Here is a 16023-nt window from a genome sequence, read left to right on the forward strand (position 1 = left end):
TATTAGTAAACAAGAATGACGATATCCGACCTGCCCGAGGTCGGAAATGGACTTGCTCATGTTGCAGGAAGCCGCATGAAACTGGAAGAACTCTCCCCGGCGCAATTTGTTGAATACCCCCGCTATATCAGCGTGATGCGCTTCGCAGAACTGATTGGTCTGGGCGAAAAGCAGGAGATCGTGGCGACATGGATAGAAAGCGGAAAATTACCCGTCCGGCGCTTCGGCAAGCAGACTCTGGTGGATCTGGAGGAGCTGGAAAAACGCATCCGGCAACCCTGACACCCGGTGAGGTCAGCCTGCCTCGCCTCTGCCATCACGCCGTCGATCTCGCACGCGGCAAACCCATCTGGCTGAACCATGCCGAGCAGGAAGCCTTTCGCTCCCTGGCCGAACTGGGTTATCTGCGTTTCCGCGATCCGCAAGGTGGCCAGACGCTCTGCACCTGCCTGCACCCGGCCTTGTTCGAGTTCCACTTCTATTACCGCTGGCTGCCGGAGCATTCGCACCGTTTCAGGCCCCGGCGCGCCACCTGACCGCGACCGCCGCATGTGAAACCTCAGGCCGGTTCGACGCTCGAATCCTGAGCCCCGCCGACGAATCGGCCGGCTCGGACGCCTGAAGGAGAAATCGCATGCCACGTGGCCGCTTTGCCTGATCCCGCTTCTTTGCCTGCCCGCCCTGGCGAACGCCTCTTCCACCACCGAAATGCCCAGCTATGGCGAACGGCTGGAAGGGTTCGAGTATCCCTTCCCGGTCAAGACCTTTGCCTTCCAGTCCCAGGACGAAGCGCTGGAGATGGCCTACCTGGACGCCCAACCGGAACGCCCCAACGGCCGCACCCTCGTGCTGCTGCACGGCAAGAACTTCTGCGCCGCCACCTGGGAAGACAGCATCCGCGCCCTGACCCAAGCCGGCTACCGCGTGGTGGCGCCAGATCAGGTTGGCTTTTGCAAATCGACCAAGCCGACTCACTACCAGTACAGCTTCCACCAGCTCGCAGCCAACACCCGCGCCCTGCTCGACAGTCTCGGCATCAGCCGTTTCGGCCTGATGGGACATTCCATGGGTGGCATGCTCGCCACCCGCTATGCCCTGCTCTACCCGGAGCAGGTCGAGCAGCTCATCCTGCTCAATCCGATCGGTCTGGAAGACTGGAAAGCCTTGGGAGTGCCATATCGCAGCGTCGACGAGTGGTTTCTGCGCGAACAACGGACCAGCGCCGACAGCATCCGCGCCTATCAGCGCACCACCTACTACGCCGGCGAATGGCGCCCCGAATTCGAGCGCTGGGTCGGCATGCAGGCAGGCCTGTTCAAGGGGCCGGGCAAGGACAAGGTGGCCTGGAACTCGGCACTGACCTACGACATGGTCTTCACCCAGCCGGTGTTCTATGAATTCGAAGGATTGAAAATGCCGACCCTGCTCCTGATCGGTGAGCGCGACAATACGGCCATCGGCAAGGACGCCGCGCCCGAGCCGCTGCGCAAGAAGCTCGGCGATTACCCGCGCCTGGCCCGGGAGGCCGCCCGGCGCATCCCCGGCGCCACTCTGGTGACCTTCGCCGATCTCGGCCATTCGCCACAGATTCAAGACCCGCAGCGCTTCCACGAAGCCTTGCTGAAGGGATTGGAAAGAGCGCAGTGACCGGAACCGCAGGATAAAAAAGCCCCGCACGAGGCGGGGCTGAGCACAAAGCCAATGACGCAAGCGTCGATCAGGGAATGCAAACTCCCTGTTTGTCGCTCTGCGCCAGATCCATCAGCTCGCGGTTGGCGACGGCATACATGGCGTAGTCGGTGCCGGTAGCCGCCCGCAGCTCGGCCAGCATGGCGCGCCAGCGCTCGACCAGCGGACGATGCTGTTCCAGCCAGAGCGCAACGCGCTCCTCGATGTCTTCCGGGGCATCGGCCAGTTGCAGCACCGAGACGGTAATCGCCCGCTGCTGCCAATCCAGATCGTCACGGAAGGCTTCCCGCGCCAGGGCCTGCCAGTTGTTCTCCACCGGCAGACTGGTGATCTGCTGCAGGTACCAGGTCAGGTCCAGAGCACCGCCGACGGCGAAGTAGGCCGCCGCAACCTGGGCCGGGTCCTGCCCGGTGAGGTCCGCCGCTTCGAGAATCGGCAACAGGGTATACAGGTGGCTGGTACCGGCGACCATGCGCGCCAGCAGCTCCGGTACACCCGCATCCACATAAGCCTGGAAGCGCGCCTGCCACAGCTCTCGGGTCGGGCCCTCGAGCAGTTCGTCGAGCTTCAGGCCGAGCGCGGCGATGCGCGGACCGAAGTGGGCGACATCGCGGGCGGCATCCAGCTCGTTGCGTCGATTACGCAGGAACCAGCGGGTCGCGCGACGGCCCAGACGCATCAGTTCGTCCATCAGGCTCAGTTGCAGCTCGGCAGGCACCTGGTAATCCAGGGCTTCGATCTGACGGAACCAATGCGGCAGGTGGAAGATGTCGCGCACGATCACGTAGGCGCCGGCCACATTGGCGGCGCTCATGCCGGTGGACTCCTTCAGGCGCTGGACGAAGGTGATGCCCATGTGGTTGACCAGATCGTTGGCGATCTGGGTGCTGACGATCTCGCGCTTCAGGCGGTGGCGACACATGGCCTCGCCGAACTTCTCGGTCAGCAGCGCCGGGAAGGCGGTCTGCATCTCGCGGGCAAGGTAATCGTCGTCCGGCACCTGGGACTTCAGCAGCGCTTCCTTGAGGTCGATCTTGCTGTAGGAGATCAGCACCGACAGCTCGGCACGGGTCAAGCCGTGGCCGTTGGCGGCGCGCTCGATCAACTGCTCGTCGGTGGGCAGGAACTCCAGGGCACGGTCCAGCTTGCCGGCCGCTTCCAGCGCGGCGATCAGGCGGCGGTACTCGCCGATCCGCTCGCGGGCGCGGCGCTGCGCCAGGGACAGCGCCTGGGTCTGCTTGTAGTTGTTGTTGAGCACCAGTTGGCCCACGGCATCGGTCATCTCGGCCAGCAGCTTGTTGCGCTGCTTCTCGGTCATGTCCCCTGCCGCCACCACTTCGTTCAGCAGGATCTTGATGTTGACCTCGTGGTCCGAGCAGTCCACGCCGCCGGCGTTGTCGATGAAGTCGGTGTTGCTGGCGCCGCCATTGAGGCCATATTCCACGCGGCCCAGTTGGCTCATGCCGAGGTTGCCGCCCTCGCCCACCACCTTCGCACGCAGCTCGTTGCCGTTGACCCGCAGGGCGTCGTTGGCCTTGTCGCCGATGTCGGCGTGGCTCTCGCTGCTGGCCTTGACGTAGGTGCCGATGCCGCCGTTCCAGATCAAGTCGACCGGCGCCTTGAGCAGCGCGTTGATCAACTCGGTCGGGGTCAGCTTGTCGGCGGCGATGTCGAAGCGCTCCTTCATCTCCTTACTGATCGCGATGCTCTTGGCGCTGCGCAGGAAAATCCCGCCACCAGCGGAAATCAGCTTGGCGTCATAGTCGGCCCAAGACGAACGCGGCAGGTTGAACAGGCGCTGGCGCTCGGCGAAGCTCTTCTCCGCATCCGGGTTCGGATCGATGAAGATGTGCATGTGGTTGAAGGCAGCCACCAGTTGCAGCTTGTCGGACAGCAGCAGGCCGTTGCCGAACACGTCGCCGGCCATGTCGCCGATACCGATGACGGTGATGTTGTCCCTCTGCACGTCCAGCCCGCGCTCGCGGAAGTGGCGCTGCACCGACACCCAGCCGCCCTTGGCGGTGATGCCCATGGCCTTATGGTCGTAACCGGCGGAGCCACCCGAAGCGAAAGCGTCGCCCAGCCAGAAGCCGTATTCGGCCGCGATGCCGTTGGCGATGTCGGAGAAGGTCGCGGTGCCCTTGTCGGCCGCCACCACCAGATAGGGGTCATCCTCGTCGTGGCGCACCACGTTGGCCGGCGGCACCACCTCGCCTTCCTTCAGGTTGTCGGTGATGTCCAGCAAGCCGGAAATGAAGATGCGATAGCAGGCGATGGCCTCGGCCTGCACCTCGTCACGCGAACCGCCGACGGGCAGGCGGCGCGGCACGAAGCCGCCCTTGGCGCCGACCGGCACGATCACCGCGTTCTTCACCTGCTGGGCCTTGACCAGGCCGAGCACCTCGGTGCGGTAATCCTCCTCGCGGTCGGACCAGCGCAGGCCGCCACGGGCGACCTTGCCGCCACGCAGGTGCACGCCCTCGACGCGCGGCGAATAGACGAAGATTTCGAACTTCGGCACCGGACGCGGCATTTCCGGAATGGCGCGCGGGTTGAACTTGAAGCTGAAGTAACTCTTCGCCTGACCGTTGGCGTCCGGCTGATAGAAGTTGGTACGCAGGGTGGCCTTGATCAGGTCCAGGTAGCGCCGCAGGATGCGGTCTTCGTTGAGTACCGCGACGTTGTCCAAGGCGCTGAGGATGGCCTGTTCGAGCTTCTGCTGCTTGTCGTCCAGATCTTCTGCGGACAGCTTGCGCGCCAGGTAGAAGCGGGTGCGGAACAGACGCACCAGCTCCTTGGCGATGTCGGTGTGGTTGATCAGGGTGCTGGCGATGTAGCCGAGGTCGAAGCCCAGGCGGATCTGCTTCATATAGCGCGCATAGGCACGCAGCAGCGCCACGTCACGCCAGGCCAGGCCAGCGGTCAGCACCAGGCGGTTGAAGGCATCGTTCTCCGCCGCACCGTTGCTGATATGGATGAAGGCATCCTGCAGGGTGTCATTGAGCTGCTGGATATCGATGTCCACGCCTTCGGCATAAGTGAAGGCGAAGTCATGGATCCAGAACTCGCGGCCGTTCTGCTGGCGCATGCGATAGGGGAACTCACCGAGCACGCGCAGGCCGAGGTTCTCCAGGATCGGCAGCACGTCGGACAGCGGCAGCGGGCTGTCGGCGTGGTAGAGCTTGCAATGCAGCGTCTGGCCGACCTGCGTCAGCGGCTGGTAGAAGCTCATCACCAGCGGGCGCTGGTCGCCCAGGCTGAGCAGGTGCTGCATGTCGACCACCGCCGAGTGCGGGGCGAAACGCTCGCGGTAGCCGGCCGGGAAACCGCCCGGGAACTGGGCCAGGATCGACGTGCCCTGGGCCTCGCCAAAGCTTTCCACCATCAGACTGGTGTAGTCGTCCTTCCACGAACGGCAGGCCTGGATGACTTCCTGTTCGAGGCGCAGCGGATCGATCTGCACCTTGTTCTTCGGGTCCACCCGCAGGATGAATTGCACCCGCGCCAGCACCGACTCGGAGAAGTAGGTCCAGAATTCGCAATCGCTGGCCTGCAGACGCTCCATCAGCACCTGCTGGATCTTCACCCGGGTCTCGGTGGAATAGATGTCACGCGGCACGTAGGCCAGGCAGTAGCAGAAGCGACCGTAGGGGTCCTTGCGCAGGAACAGGCGCAGCTTGTTGCGCTCCTGAATCTGCACGATGGAAATGGCGGTGTTGAACAGCTCGTCCACCGGGGTCTGGAACAGGTCGTCGCGCGGCAGCACCTCCAGCACCTGGGCCAGTTCCTTGCCCAGGTGGGCGGAGCTTTCGAAGCCGGAGCGGCGCTTGATCTCGGCAACCTTGCGGCGGATGTAGGGGATGTGATGCACGCTTTCGGCATACACCGAGGAGGTGTAGAGGCCCATGAAACGGCACTCCTTGACCACATTGCCCTTGCTGTCCAGTTCGCGGATGGAGACGAAATCCGGGTAGGCCGGACGGTGCACACGGCTCGGCACCGCCGCCTTGGCGAAGGACAGCAGCAGCGGCTCGCGCAGGTAAGCCACGGCTTCCGGCTCGATGTGCACGTCCTCCGGCTTGAGCCCGGTGCGCAGACGCCTGGACAGGCCCAGCAAAGACTTTTCGTCGTAGACCATGTGGCCGCCGCCGGGCTGTTCGGCAACGGTGAATTCTTCATAGCCGAGGAAGGTGAAATGGTTGTCCAGCAGCCAGCCGAGGAAGACCTTGACCTCCGCCAACTCGTCTGCGTCCACCTTCAGCTTGCCCTTGTCCAGCGCGGCCAGCAGCTCCTGGGCCTTGGCCTTCATCGGCTGGAAGTCGGTCACCGCCAGGCGCACTTCCTCGAGCACTTCCTGCAAGGCGCTTTCCAGAGCCCGCAGCTCGCCCACGTTGGCGCAGCGATCAATCTCCAGGAACATCAGCGCTTCCTGCTGCACGCCCTCCTCCTGACTGCCCTTGGGCAGCAGTTCGAGCAATTCGCCAGCGGCGTTGCGGCGCACGCTGAGCACGCTGTTCTGCAGGGTGTGGATGCTATAGCCGCGGCGGTTCAGCTCCATGCGCACTGAGTCGACCAGGAACGGCAGGTCGCGGTGCAGCACTTCCACCGCTGTGTGGGTGGACTGCCAGCCATGCTTCTCGTAATCTGGATTGAACACCCGCACTTCGGGCTTGGCGGGATCGAAGTTCTCCAGCAGCCGCCAGGACGACAGCGTGCAGCCGACCAGGTCGGACAGCCGGCGCTGGATCAGTTCGTCGAGGGCGATGATGCCGAAGAATTGTTCGGCGAACAGACTCACTTGTGGCAGTGCCTGCTCGCTGACGTGCTGCGCCAGGGCCGCTTGCAGTTGATGCTGGAAGTCGGCTTTGCTGGCCGCCGTAAAGAACGCCATGGTTTAACTCCAGTTGGCTGTTGTTCGATCGAAAGTGCCCAAAGGCTGACGGGTTGGAAGACCGGTGCGCGACGCCGTGGTTCAACATCCGGCCCCTGCGGAGCACCGCCTGCGCGTACTCCGTACAGAGCCTAGTCCAATGCATCGAACCGGCACCCCATGGAACTCAGGCGCGTCCCACGACCCATCAGTCACATCCGCGCCAAAGCTTAGCGAGTGACGGCGCTTCGCAGCTTTCCAGGCTGCGACATATTCGTTCAGGAAATAGGGCTGCTTCGGGTTATCGCCGAATCGAAACAACTGCCAACCACGTATCGCATGACCTGCGAATCAATTGACAAAACAAGCACGACCGTACCGCTTAGACTGCAGCTTCGCCTCGGGAAGGCGCGCCCAAACGAAACGCCAGGGAACCGGCCCCACCAACGGATGAAGGTGTGGACATGAAAACAACGATGAAACGCCGCTTTACCCTCCTGGCTGCCGGCCTGCTCCTCAGCACGTCGTTGCCCTCCCTGGCCGACGACCTCGGTTACGACCAGATCCACTATGGCGAAGCCACCGGATACGGTGGCGGCCCCGGCGGGCAGTGCAGCTTCCCGCTGCCGGACGACCTGCCCATCGTCGCCATGAACCACACCGACTATGCCGGCTCCCAGGCGTGCGGCGCCTGCGTCGAGATCACCCGGCCGGAAACCGGCAAGACGGTGATCGCACGGGTCGACAACCGCTGCCCGGAGTGCGCGCCGGGCGACATCGACATGAGCGACCCGGCCTTCCTCCAGATCGGCACCTATCAGGAAGGGCGCTTTCCGATCAGTTGGAAGTACATCCCCTGCTCCTACGCCTCGATGTCGCTGTTCTTCAAGGAAGGCTCCAGTCAGTGGTGGACCGCCGTGCAGGTGCGCGACGCGCGCTATCCGGTGAAGAGCCTGGAGTATCGTCGCAGCAACGGCGATGCGGCCTACAAGACGCTGCCGCGGGAAATGTACAACTACTTTCTCGAAGCCGGTGGCATGGGCGAAGGCCCGTATGATTTCCGCATCACCGATGTCTTCGGCCACGTCGTCGAAGCCAAGGGCATCGCCCTGGTGGTGACCACGCCCATCGTGCTGAACCAGCAGTTCGAGACCAGCCCGGAGCCCGTCCCGGCGGCCTGCGCCGATGGCATCGACAACGATGGCGACGGCAACACCGATTACCCGGCCGACAGCGGCTGCACTTCCGCCAGCGACGATGACGAAGCCGGTTCCGTGCAGGAGCCGGCGAAAGCCTGCTTCGACAACATCGATAACGACGGCGACGGCCTGATCGACTACCCCACCGACCTCGGTTGCGACTCGGCGGGCGACGATGATGAAAGCGGCCCGACGACCACACCGCCGGCCAGCGAAGCGACCGTCGCCCAGCGCATCGACAACGACTGGGGCAACGGCTATTGCGCCACCGTCACCGTCGCCAACCCCAGCAGCACAGCGCTGACCTGGAACATCGCGCTGAACGTGGAAGGCACCCTCTACACCGCCTGGAATGCCACCTGGAGCCAGGACGGTGCGACCCTGACGGCCTCCGGCGTCAACTGGAACGCCACCCTCGCCGCCGACGCCAGCACAGAGTTCGGCTACTGCGCCAACCGCTGAACTCCCTTTCCGCCCGTTGCCTGCTGCAACGGGCGGAATCCCCTATTCCGCCGACGCCTCCAGCGGACGCCGCAGAGTGAAGGCACCGCGCAGGTCGCCCACGGCAAAGTCGCGTGCCTGGTCGCCCGGGTAGCGCTGGTCGATAAGCGCCGCCAAGGCTGGCTCGATCTTCTGGCCATGGCACGCCAGGCAGGGTTCTCCAGTGGGAATGGCCTTCATCAGCCGTACCTCTCCGTCCACCACGTCAACCTGCTGCATCGACGCCAGCGGCTCGCCGGCCGCCGCCCGCTCGGTGAAGCGCTCGAGCACGGCACGCTCCCAGGCATCCGGCGCGTTGTCCGGGTTGCGCACCTTCAACGCCGTCCGCCCCACCGCCCAGCCATCGCGCCCATGGGCGGACGCGATACCCGGCGCCAGCAACTGGCAAGCTTCCACCGCCTTGGCCGGCCCACCGCTGGCCATGGTGGTCTTCACCGTCTCCAACAATTGCTGCTGGAACGGCGGGATCAGCGCCGCGCCTTCGGCGGCCAGTTCCTCCAATGGCTCGGCGGCGACATGCACACTGAACAGGACACAACAGACAGCGGTGAGGTGGCGCATGAGGACTCCTTCGGCCCAATGACCTTCAAAGAACAGAAACGGCGGTACATGCGAACCCTGCTCTGCCCCGGGCAAGCGCACTGCGAACATTCCGGCCGATGCACCGGAAAGCCCGCCCGCCAAACGGATCGAATGTTGATGCCCGAGACGAATGCTCGGGATTCACTTCAACAAACAATATTATGTATTTTTATATATTGTATTTCGGTAGTATGTCCAGCGAAACGGTGCTCTCCGGGTGCTACGACAAATCCACTAACGCTCTTCGTGCGCTGGCCGTTAGTTTCCACACCGCTCTTGGATTAAAGTGATCGCCCGACCATGACGGTCCACCCCGTCGGAACCCTTGAACAAGAGCCCCTCGATGGAACACCGTGAAGCGCTCGTCGCGCTGCGACACTTTCTTTCAAGCCAGATTCTCGGCCAGGAAAAACTCATCGAACGCCTGCTGATCGCGCTGCTCGCCGACGGCCACCTGCTCGTCGAAGGCGCCCCCGGCCTGGCCAAGACCAAGGCGATCAAGGACCTGGCCGAGGGGCTCGAAGCCGAGTTCCACCGCATCCAGTTCACTCCCGACCTGCTCCCGGCGGACATCACCGGCACCGAGATCTATCGCCCGGAAACCGGCAGCTTCGTGTTCCAGCAGGGGCCGATCTTCCACAATCTGGTGCTCGCCGACGAAATCAACCGCGCCCCGGCCAAGGTGCAATCGGCGCTGCTCGAAGCCATGGCCGAGCGCCAGGTCAGCATCGGCCGCAGCACCTACGAGCTGTCACCGCTGTTCCTGGTCATGGCCACGCAGAACCCCATCGAGCAGGAAGGCACCTACCCGCTGCCGGAGGCTCAGCTCGACCGCTTCCTCATGCACGTCAGGATCGGCTTCCCGGATGCCGGCGTGGAGCGGCGCATCCTCCAGCAGGCCCGCGGCGAGGCGCTCAACGGCGAGACCAAGCCGGAGCGCCGCCTGAGCCAGCAGGCGATCTTCGCCGCACGCAAGGAAATCCTCGGCCTGTACATGGCCGACGCGGTGGAGGAGTACCTGGTGCAATTGATCATGGCCACCCGCACGCCGGCCAAGTTCGATCCCGAGATGGCCGAGTGGATCGCCTATGGCGCCAGCCCACGCGGCTCCATCGCTCTCGACCGCTGTGCGCGTGCCCATGCCTGGCTGGCCGGGCGCGATTTCGTCAGCCCCGAGGACATCCAGGCGGTGCTGTTCGACGTGCTGCGCCATCGCATCATCCTGTCCTTCGAGGCGGAAGCCGCCGGCATCGACCAGGACCGGGTCATCCAGCGCATTCTCGACGTGGTGGCGGTGGCCTAAATGCAGCAGCAAGCCGTAAGCGACCAGCCGTAGCCCGCCATGCACAGCCTCGCCCCGCAACCCGGCATCTATGCCAGCCTGGCCGAACTGATCGAGATGCGTCACCGCGTGCGCGAGGTGCCGTTGTTCTCCACACCCGGCCGGCGCAGCCCGTTGATCGGCCTGCACCACTCCAAGCTGCGCGGGCGCGGCGTCGACTTCGACCAGGTGCGCGTCTACCAGGCCGGAGACGACGTGCGCAACATCGACTGGCGCGTCACCGCGCGCACCCAGGAACCGCACACCAAACTGTTCCACGAAGAGCGCGAAAGACCGATCTTCGTCCTCGTCGAACAGAGCCGACAGTTGTTCTTCGGCTCCTCGCTGATGTTCAAGTCGGTGCTCGCCGCCCAGGCCGCCGCGTTCATCGGCTGGGCCGCCCTGGGCCACAATGATCGCATCGGCGGGCTGGTGTTCAGCGACAGCGAACACCATGAAATCAAGCCCCGGCGCAGCAAGCAGAGCCTGCTGCAACTGCTCAACCGCCTGGTCCGCGCCAACGTCGCCCTGCACACCGAAATCCAGCCCAACCGCGATGCCTTCGCCCTGGCCCTGCGCCGCACCCGAGAAGTACTGCGTCCCGGCAGCCTGGTGGCAGTGCTATGCGACGAACGCACCCTGAACGACAGTGCAGAACGCCAGCTCGCCCTGCTGGCGCGGCACATCGACCTGTTGCTGCTGCCAATCGCCGACCCACTCGACCGCGCCATGCCCGCCGCCGGCCTGCTGCGCTTCGACCAGCGCGGAGCCCTGCTCGAACTGGATACCCACGCCGCCGAGCTGCGCCGCACCTACCGCGACCGCGGCGAAGAGCGCGGCGCTCGCTGGCAACGCCTGGCGCAGAAGCTGCGCGTACCGCTGCTGCCGCTGAGCACGCAGTACGAGCTGGTCGATCAGTTGCGCGACCACCTCGCCGTGCAACGCCAGGACATCGCCCCATGAACCCGCTGGACCAGTTGCAACCGCTGATACTGCCACCGCCGGTGAGCTGGTGGCCGCCGGCGCCCGGCTGGTGGCTGCTGGCCGTGCTGCTGCCGCTGCTGGTCGCCGGGCTCTGGCGACTGCGCCGTCGGCTGCCCTGGCCACGTCGCAAGGTCGCCACCGAACAGCCGCTGGACCCGCTGCGCCTGGCCGCCCTCGCCGAGCTGGCGCAACTGCGCAAACCCTACGACGGCGTGCCGGCCGGCCCCTGGCTGCAACAGCTCAACGCCCTGCTCAAGCGCCTCTGCCGGGCCCATTACCCGGATAACCACAGCCATACCCTCAGCGGCCGCAGTTGGCTCGCCTTTCTCGACAGCCGCTGCCCGGCCGCCGGCCTGACGCGCTGGATGATCCTGGTGGAAGGCGCCTACCGCGCTGAATGCCGACTCGACGACAAGGCCGTGGACGGTCTCAACCAGGCCGTGGAAACCTGGATTCGCAAGCATGTTTGAGTTCGCCTGGCCCTGGGTCTTCCTGCTCGCCCCGCTGCCCTGGCTGCTGCGTATCCTGCTGCCGGTGGCCGACAGCGGCGAAGCGGCACTGAAGGTCGCCTACCTCGACGAGCTGGAAGGGCTGGCCGGCCGCCGCGCCCGCGCCAACCTGCCGGCCTGGCGCCAGCAGGCACCCTTCGCCCTGCTCTGGCTGCTCCTGCTGCTCGCCGCGGCCCGCCCCGAGTGGGTCGGCGAACCGCTGCCACTGCCGGCCAGCGGGCGCGACCTGCTGCTGGCGGTGGACGTGTCCGGCTCCATGGATTACGCCGACATGGAATGGGAAGGCACCGAAGTCAGCCGCCTCATCCTGGTCAAGCATCTGCTCGGCGACTTCATCGAGGATCGCCGCGGCGACCGCGTCGGCCTCATCCTGTTCGGCAGCCAGGCCTACCTGCAATCGCCACTGACCTTCGACCGCGCCACCGTGCGCACCTGGCTCGACGAGGCGCTGATCGGCATCGCCGGCAAGAACACCGCCATCGGCGACGCCATTGGCCTGGCAGTCAAGCGGCTGCGCGAGCGCCCGGCCAATAGCCGCGTTCTGGTACTGGTCACCGACGGAGCCAACAATGGCGGCCAGATCGAACCGATCACCGCGGCCCGCCTAGCCGCCGAAGCCGGCGTGACCATCTACCCCATCGGCATTGGCGCCGACCCGCAGCAGAGCGGCGCCCTCGGCCTGCTCAGCTTCAACCCCGGCGTCGACCTGGACGAACCGACCCTGCGCGAAATCGCCGAACTGACCGGCGGCACCTACTTCCGCGCACGCTCCAGCGAAGAACTCGAAGCCATCGAAGAAACCCTCGATCGCCTGGAGCCGGTCGCCCAGCAACCCACCCAGGCGCGCCCGGCCCTGGCCCTGTATGCCTGGCCGCTGGCCGCCGCCCTGCTGCTCAGCCTGCTGCTGGTCGTCCGCGAACTCTGGCCGCAGGCCCTGCACCGGCCGCCGCGCGGATTCTGGAGGCGTACATGATCGCGCTCTGGCCTCACTGGCTACGCCCCTACTGGCTGATCCTGCTGCCATTGCTCGGCTGGCTGCTCTGGCAGCTCTGGCACCGCGAACGGCGCAGCGGGCACTGGCAACTGCTGCTGCCGCCCGCCTTCCATGCGGTACTGCTGTCCGGTGGCCGTGGGCGCGGCAGCCGGCTGCCCTGGATCGCCCTCGGCCTGGCCTGGCTGCTCGCCCTCCTGGCCCTGCTCGGGCCGAGCTGGCAGCGCGTCGAGCAACCCGCGCAGAAACGCGCCGACCCACTGGTGATCCTGCTCGAACTGACGCCTGCGATGCTCGCCACCGATGCCGCGCCGAACCGCCTGGAACAGGCCAAGCGCAAGCTCCTCGACCTGCTGGAAGTACGTCGCGACGCACAAACGGCCATCGTCGTTTTCGCAGGCAGCGCTCACACGCTGGTCCCGCTCTCCGACGACCTCGCCACCACCCGCAACCTGCTGGAGTCGCTCAAGCCGTCGATCATGCCGGTGCCGGGGCGGCGCGCCGACCTCGCCGTGGAAAAGGCGTTGGCCCTGCTCCAGCAAGGCGCCCAGGGCAACGGCCAGATTCTGCTGATCGGCTCGGAACTCGACGAACAGGAACGCCAGGGTATCCGCCGCGCCCTCGACCAGGGTGAGCGCCTGCGCATCCTCGGCATCGGTACACCCCAGGGTGCACCCATCGCCGCCGAGAACGGCGGTTTCCTCAAGGATGCCCAGGGTGCGATCCTCCTGCCGCGCCTGGACAGTGCCGGGCTCAAGCGTTTCGCCAACGAACTGGGCGGCAGCTACCGGCAGGCGCGCCTGGACGACAGCGACCTGCGCGCCCTCGGCCTGCTCGATGGCCCGCAAAGCCTGCGCAGCGACGGCGAACCGACCCGCCTGCAAGCCTGGGCCGATCAGGGCTACTGGTTGCTGCTGCCGCTCCTGCTGATCGCCGCCTGCGCCGGCCGTCGTGGCTGGCTGTTCTGCCTGCCGCTGCTGATGCTCAGCCTGCCGCAACCCGGTTATGCCTTCGATTTCGACGACCTCTGGCTGCGCCGCGACCAACAGGGCCAGCGCCTGCTCGACGCACAGCGCCCGGCCGAAGCCGCCCAACGCTTCGAAGACCCGCGCCGCCAGGGCCAGGCGCTCTATCAGGCCGGCGATTATGCCGCCGCCGCCGAACGCTTCGCCCAGAGCGACAACGCCGCCGATCAATACAACCGCGGCAATGCCCTGGCCCGCAGCGGTGAACTGGAAGCCGCGCTGGATGCCTACGACCAGGCCCTGGAGCGTCAGCCGGACCTGGAGCCGGCGCGCAAGAACAAGGCGTTGGTGGAAGAGTTGCTGCGCCAACAGAAGCAAAAACAACAGCAGGGCCAGAACGCGCAGCAGGACGGCGATTCCAGCCAAGGTCAAGCCTCCCCACAGAGCGCCGGCGACAGCCAGAACGGCGATGAGGGAGAGAAACAGCAGGCCGGCAACGAACCGCAGAATGGCGGGAAAGACAACGGGAATACCGGCGAGCAGAAGCCTTCGGAGCAACAGGCCGGCCAGCCGCAAGGCAACGGCCAGGAAAACGGCGACGGCGATCCCGCCAAGGCCAGCCAGGCCGAAGAAGCCCTCGACTCGCTCGACACCGAGCGCCGCCAGGCCCTGGAACAATGGCTGCGACAGATCCCCGACGACCCGGGCGAGCTGCTGCGGCGCAAATTCTGGTATGAACAGCAACAGCGTCAGGAACAGAACCGATGATCCGCCTGCTTTGTGCCCTTCTGCTCAGCCTGCTCGCCTTGCAGGCCGGCGCCGCGGGCTTCTCCGCCAGCGTCGACCGCACGCGCCTGAGCGAAGGCGAAACCGTCGAACTGATCCTGGAATCCAGCGACGCCACGCTGTTCGGCAAACCCGACCTGAGCCCCCTCGAAGAGCGCTTCGAGGTGCTCGGCACGCGCCAGGTCAACCGGCTCACCACGCTCAATGGCGAAGCCCGCGCCACCACCCGCTGGATCGTCACCCTGCAGCCGAAACAGAGCGGTGAAGTGCAGATCCCCCCCCTGCGCCTGGCCGACGCCGAGACCCAGCCCATCATCCTCCACGTCCAGCCCAGCGGCAGCGCGGACACCGCCCAGTTGGCCCCGGTGTTCATCGACGCCAGCCTGGACCAGGACAGCGTCTACGTGCAGGCCCAGGCGGTGCTGACCCTGCGCATCTATCATTCGGTTTCGCTCTACGACGACAGCAGCCTGACCCCGCTGCAGATGCCCGACGCCCGCATCGAGCCACTGGGCGAACCGCGCACCTACGAGAAGACCATCAACGGTGTGCGCCACGGCGTGATCGAACTGCGCTACGCCATCTTCCCGCAGCGTAGCGGCGAGATGACCATCCCCGCACAGACCTTCAGCGCTACCCTGGTGGACCGCTCGCAGCGCGACGACTTCCTTCCCTTCGGCCCGCGACCGGGCAAGCTGACCCGGGTGAAATCCCCGGAAATCCCGCTGGAGGTCAAACCGATCCCGGCCGGTTACCCCAACGATGCCCCCTGGTTGCCGGCCCGCTCCGTAGGACTTGCCGAAGCCTGGAACCCCGACCCGGCCCACGCCATGGTCGGCGACTCGCTGACCCGCAGCCTGATCCTCAAGGCCGAGGGCCTGTCCAGCGCCCAGTTGCCGCCGATCCGCACCGGCCAGGTGGAGGGCCTGCGGCGCTACCCCGACCAGCCGCAACTGTCCTCGACGGCGGGCGAACGGGGCCTGACCGGCAGTCGGGAAGAACGCGAGGCACTGGTGCCCACCCGCGCCGGGCGCATCGAGCTGCCGCCAGTGGAAGTGGTCTGGTGGAACACCCGCGAAGACCGCCTCGAACGCACCCAACTGCCCGGCCGCAATCTGGACGTGGCAACCAACCCGAACCTGGAAATGGACAGCCCGCGAGGCGTGGAGCCCAGCCCGATCCTCGTCGAAGGACCGGTCGTATGGCCGTGGCAGCTCGCCACCGCACTGCTGGCCGGTACCACCCTGCTCGGCTTCGGCCTCTGGTGGCGCGCCCGCCGGCAGCCGGCGATCCCGCCCAGCACACAGAGCGGCCCGAGCCCACGCACGCTGCTCGACGACCTCAAGCGCGCCTGCCTGGCCAACGATCCCCAGGCGACCCGCCAGGCCCTCGATGCCTGGGCCCGCCAGCAACCGGAAACCCTGGCGGACATGGCGGCGCGTTTCATACCCCTGTCGGATGCCCTGGATGGCCTGAACGGGGCGCTCTACAGCGAAAGCGGCCAGCACTGGCAAGGCGAGGACCTGTGGAAGGCGATCCGCGCCCTGCCCGCCGCCGAAGCGCCCAGCGGCCCGCAGGAACCGAGCCCGCTGCCGCCGCTGTACCCGCGCTGAAGTCAAGCGTCGG

11 protein-coding genes are annotated in these 16023 nt (G+C 65.9%); 9 read left to right on the forward strand and 2 right to left on the reverse strand.

The window, feature by feature from the left end; all coding sequences use genetic code 11:
* Nucleotides 1-75 precede the first annotated feature (75 nt).
* On the forward strand, nt 76-282 hold the full coding sequence (locus BZL41_RS10525; RefSeq protein ID WP_095599243.1) for a hypothetical protein: 207 nt from the start codon (nt 76-78) through the stop codon (nt 280-282).
* 426 nt (nt 283-708) lie between these two features.
* Nucleotides 709-1647: an alpha/beta fold hydrolase gene (locus tag BZL41_RS10530; RefSeq protein WP_095599244.1), complete on the forward strand. Its 939-nt coding sequence runs from the start codon at nt 709-711 to the stop codon at nt 1645-1647.
* A 70-nt stretch (nt 1648-1717) separates the two neighbouring features.
* On the opposite strand, the gene BZL41_RS10535 is transcribed toward BZL41_RS10530, so the two are convergent.
* A complete protein-coding gene (locus tag BZL41_RS10535) occupies nt 1718-6580 on the reverse strand; it encodes an NAD-glutamate dehydrogenase (protein ID WP_095599245.1) in 4863 nt (1620 codons plus the stop codon).
* A 443-nt stretch (nt 6581-7023) separates the two neighbouring features.
* Here BZL41_RS10535 and BZL41_RS10540 point away from each other — a divergent pair, with 443 nt between their 5' ends.
* The gene (locus tag BZL41_RS10540) at nt 7024-8220 is read left to right on the forward strand and encodes an expansin EXLX1 family cellulose-binding protein (protein WP_095599246.1); all 1197 of its coding nucleotides are present in this window, start codon (nt 7024-7026) and stop codon (nt 8218-8220) included.
* A gap of 42 nt (nt 8221-8262) precedes the next feature.
* On the opposite strand, the gene BZL41_RS10545 is transcribed toward BZL41_RS10540, so the two are convergent.
* A complete protein-coding gene (locus tag BZL41_RS10545) occupies nt 8263-8820 on the reverse strand; it encodes a DUF3365 domain-containing protein (RefSeq protein WP_095599247.1) in 558 nt (185 codons plus the stop codon).
* A 364-nt stretch (nt 8821-9184) separates the two neighbouring features.
* Between BZL41_RS10545 and BZL41_RS10550 the strand changes: the two genes are divergently transcribed.
* The 6 genes from BZL41_RS10550 to BZL41_RS10575 are packed head-to-tail and all read left to right on the forward strand — an operon-like array spanning nt 9185 to nt 16010.
* Entirely contained in the window at nt 9185-10144 is a 960-nt protein-coding gene (locus BZL41_RS10550) for a MoxR family ATPase (RefSeq protein ID WP_084334126.1), read from the forward strand.
* 39 nt (nt 10145-10183) lie between these two features.
* Entirely contained in the window at nt 10184-11125 is a 942-nt protein-coding gene (locus BZL41_RS10555; protein WP_095599248.1) for a DUF58 domain-containing protein, read from the forward strand.
* Nucleotides 11122-11616: a DUF4381 domain-containing protein gene (locus BZL41_RS10560; RefSeq protein ID WP_095599249.1), complete on the forward strand. Its 495-nt coding sequence runs from the start codon at nt 11122-11124 to the stop codon at nt 11614-11616. The genes BZL41_RS10555 and BZL41_RS10560 overlap by 4 nt, the downstream gene beginning before the upstream one ends.
* The gene (locus BZL41_RS10565) at nt 11609-12628 is read left to right on the forward strand and encodes a VWA domain-containing protein (RefSeq protein ID WP_095599250.1); all 1020 of its coding nucleotides are present in this window, start codon (nt 11609-11611) and stop codon (nt 12626-12628) included. Before BZL41_RS10560 ends, BZL41_RS10565 begins: the two co-directional genes overlap by 8 nt.
* A complete protein-coding gene (locus tag BZL41_RS10570; protein ID WP_095599251.1) occupies nt 12625-14379 on the forward strand; it encodes a VWA domain-containing protein in 1755 nt (584 codons plus the stop codon). Before BZL41_RS10565 ends, BZL41_RS10570 begins: the two co-directional genes overlap by 4 nt.
* The gene (locus tag BZL41_RS10575) at nt 14376-16010 is read left to right on the forward strand and encodes a BatD family protein (protein ID WP_095599252.1); all 1635 of its coding nucleotides are present in this window, start codon (nt 14376-14378) and stop codon (nt 16008-16010) included. Before BZL41_RS10570 ends, BZL41_RS10575 begins: the two co-directional genes overlap by 4 nt.
* Nucleotides 16011-16023 lie beyond the last annotated feature (13 nt).

It is taken from the genome of Pseudomonas sp. PIC25 (assembly GCF_002286785.1).
In the GTDB taxonomy this organism is placed as follows: Bacteria; Pseudomonadota; Gammaproteobacteria; order Pseudomonadales; family Pseudomonadaceae; genus Pseudomonas_M.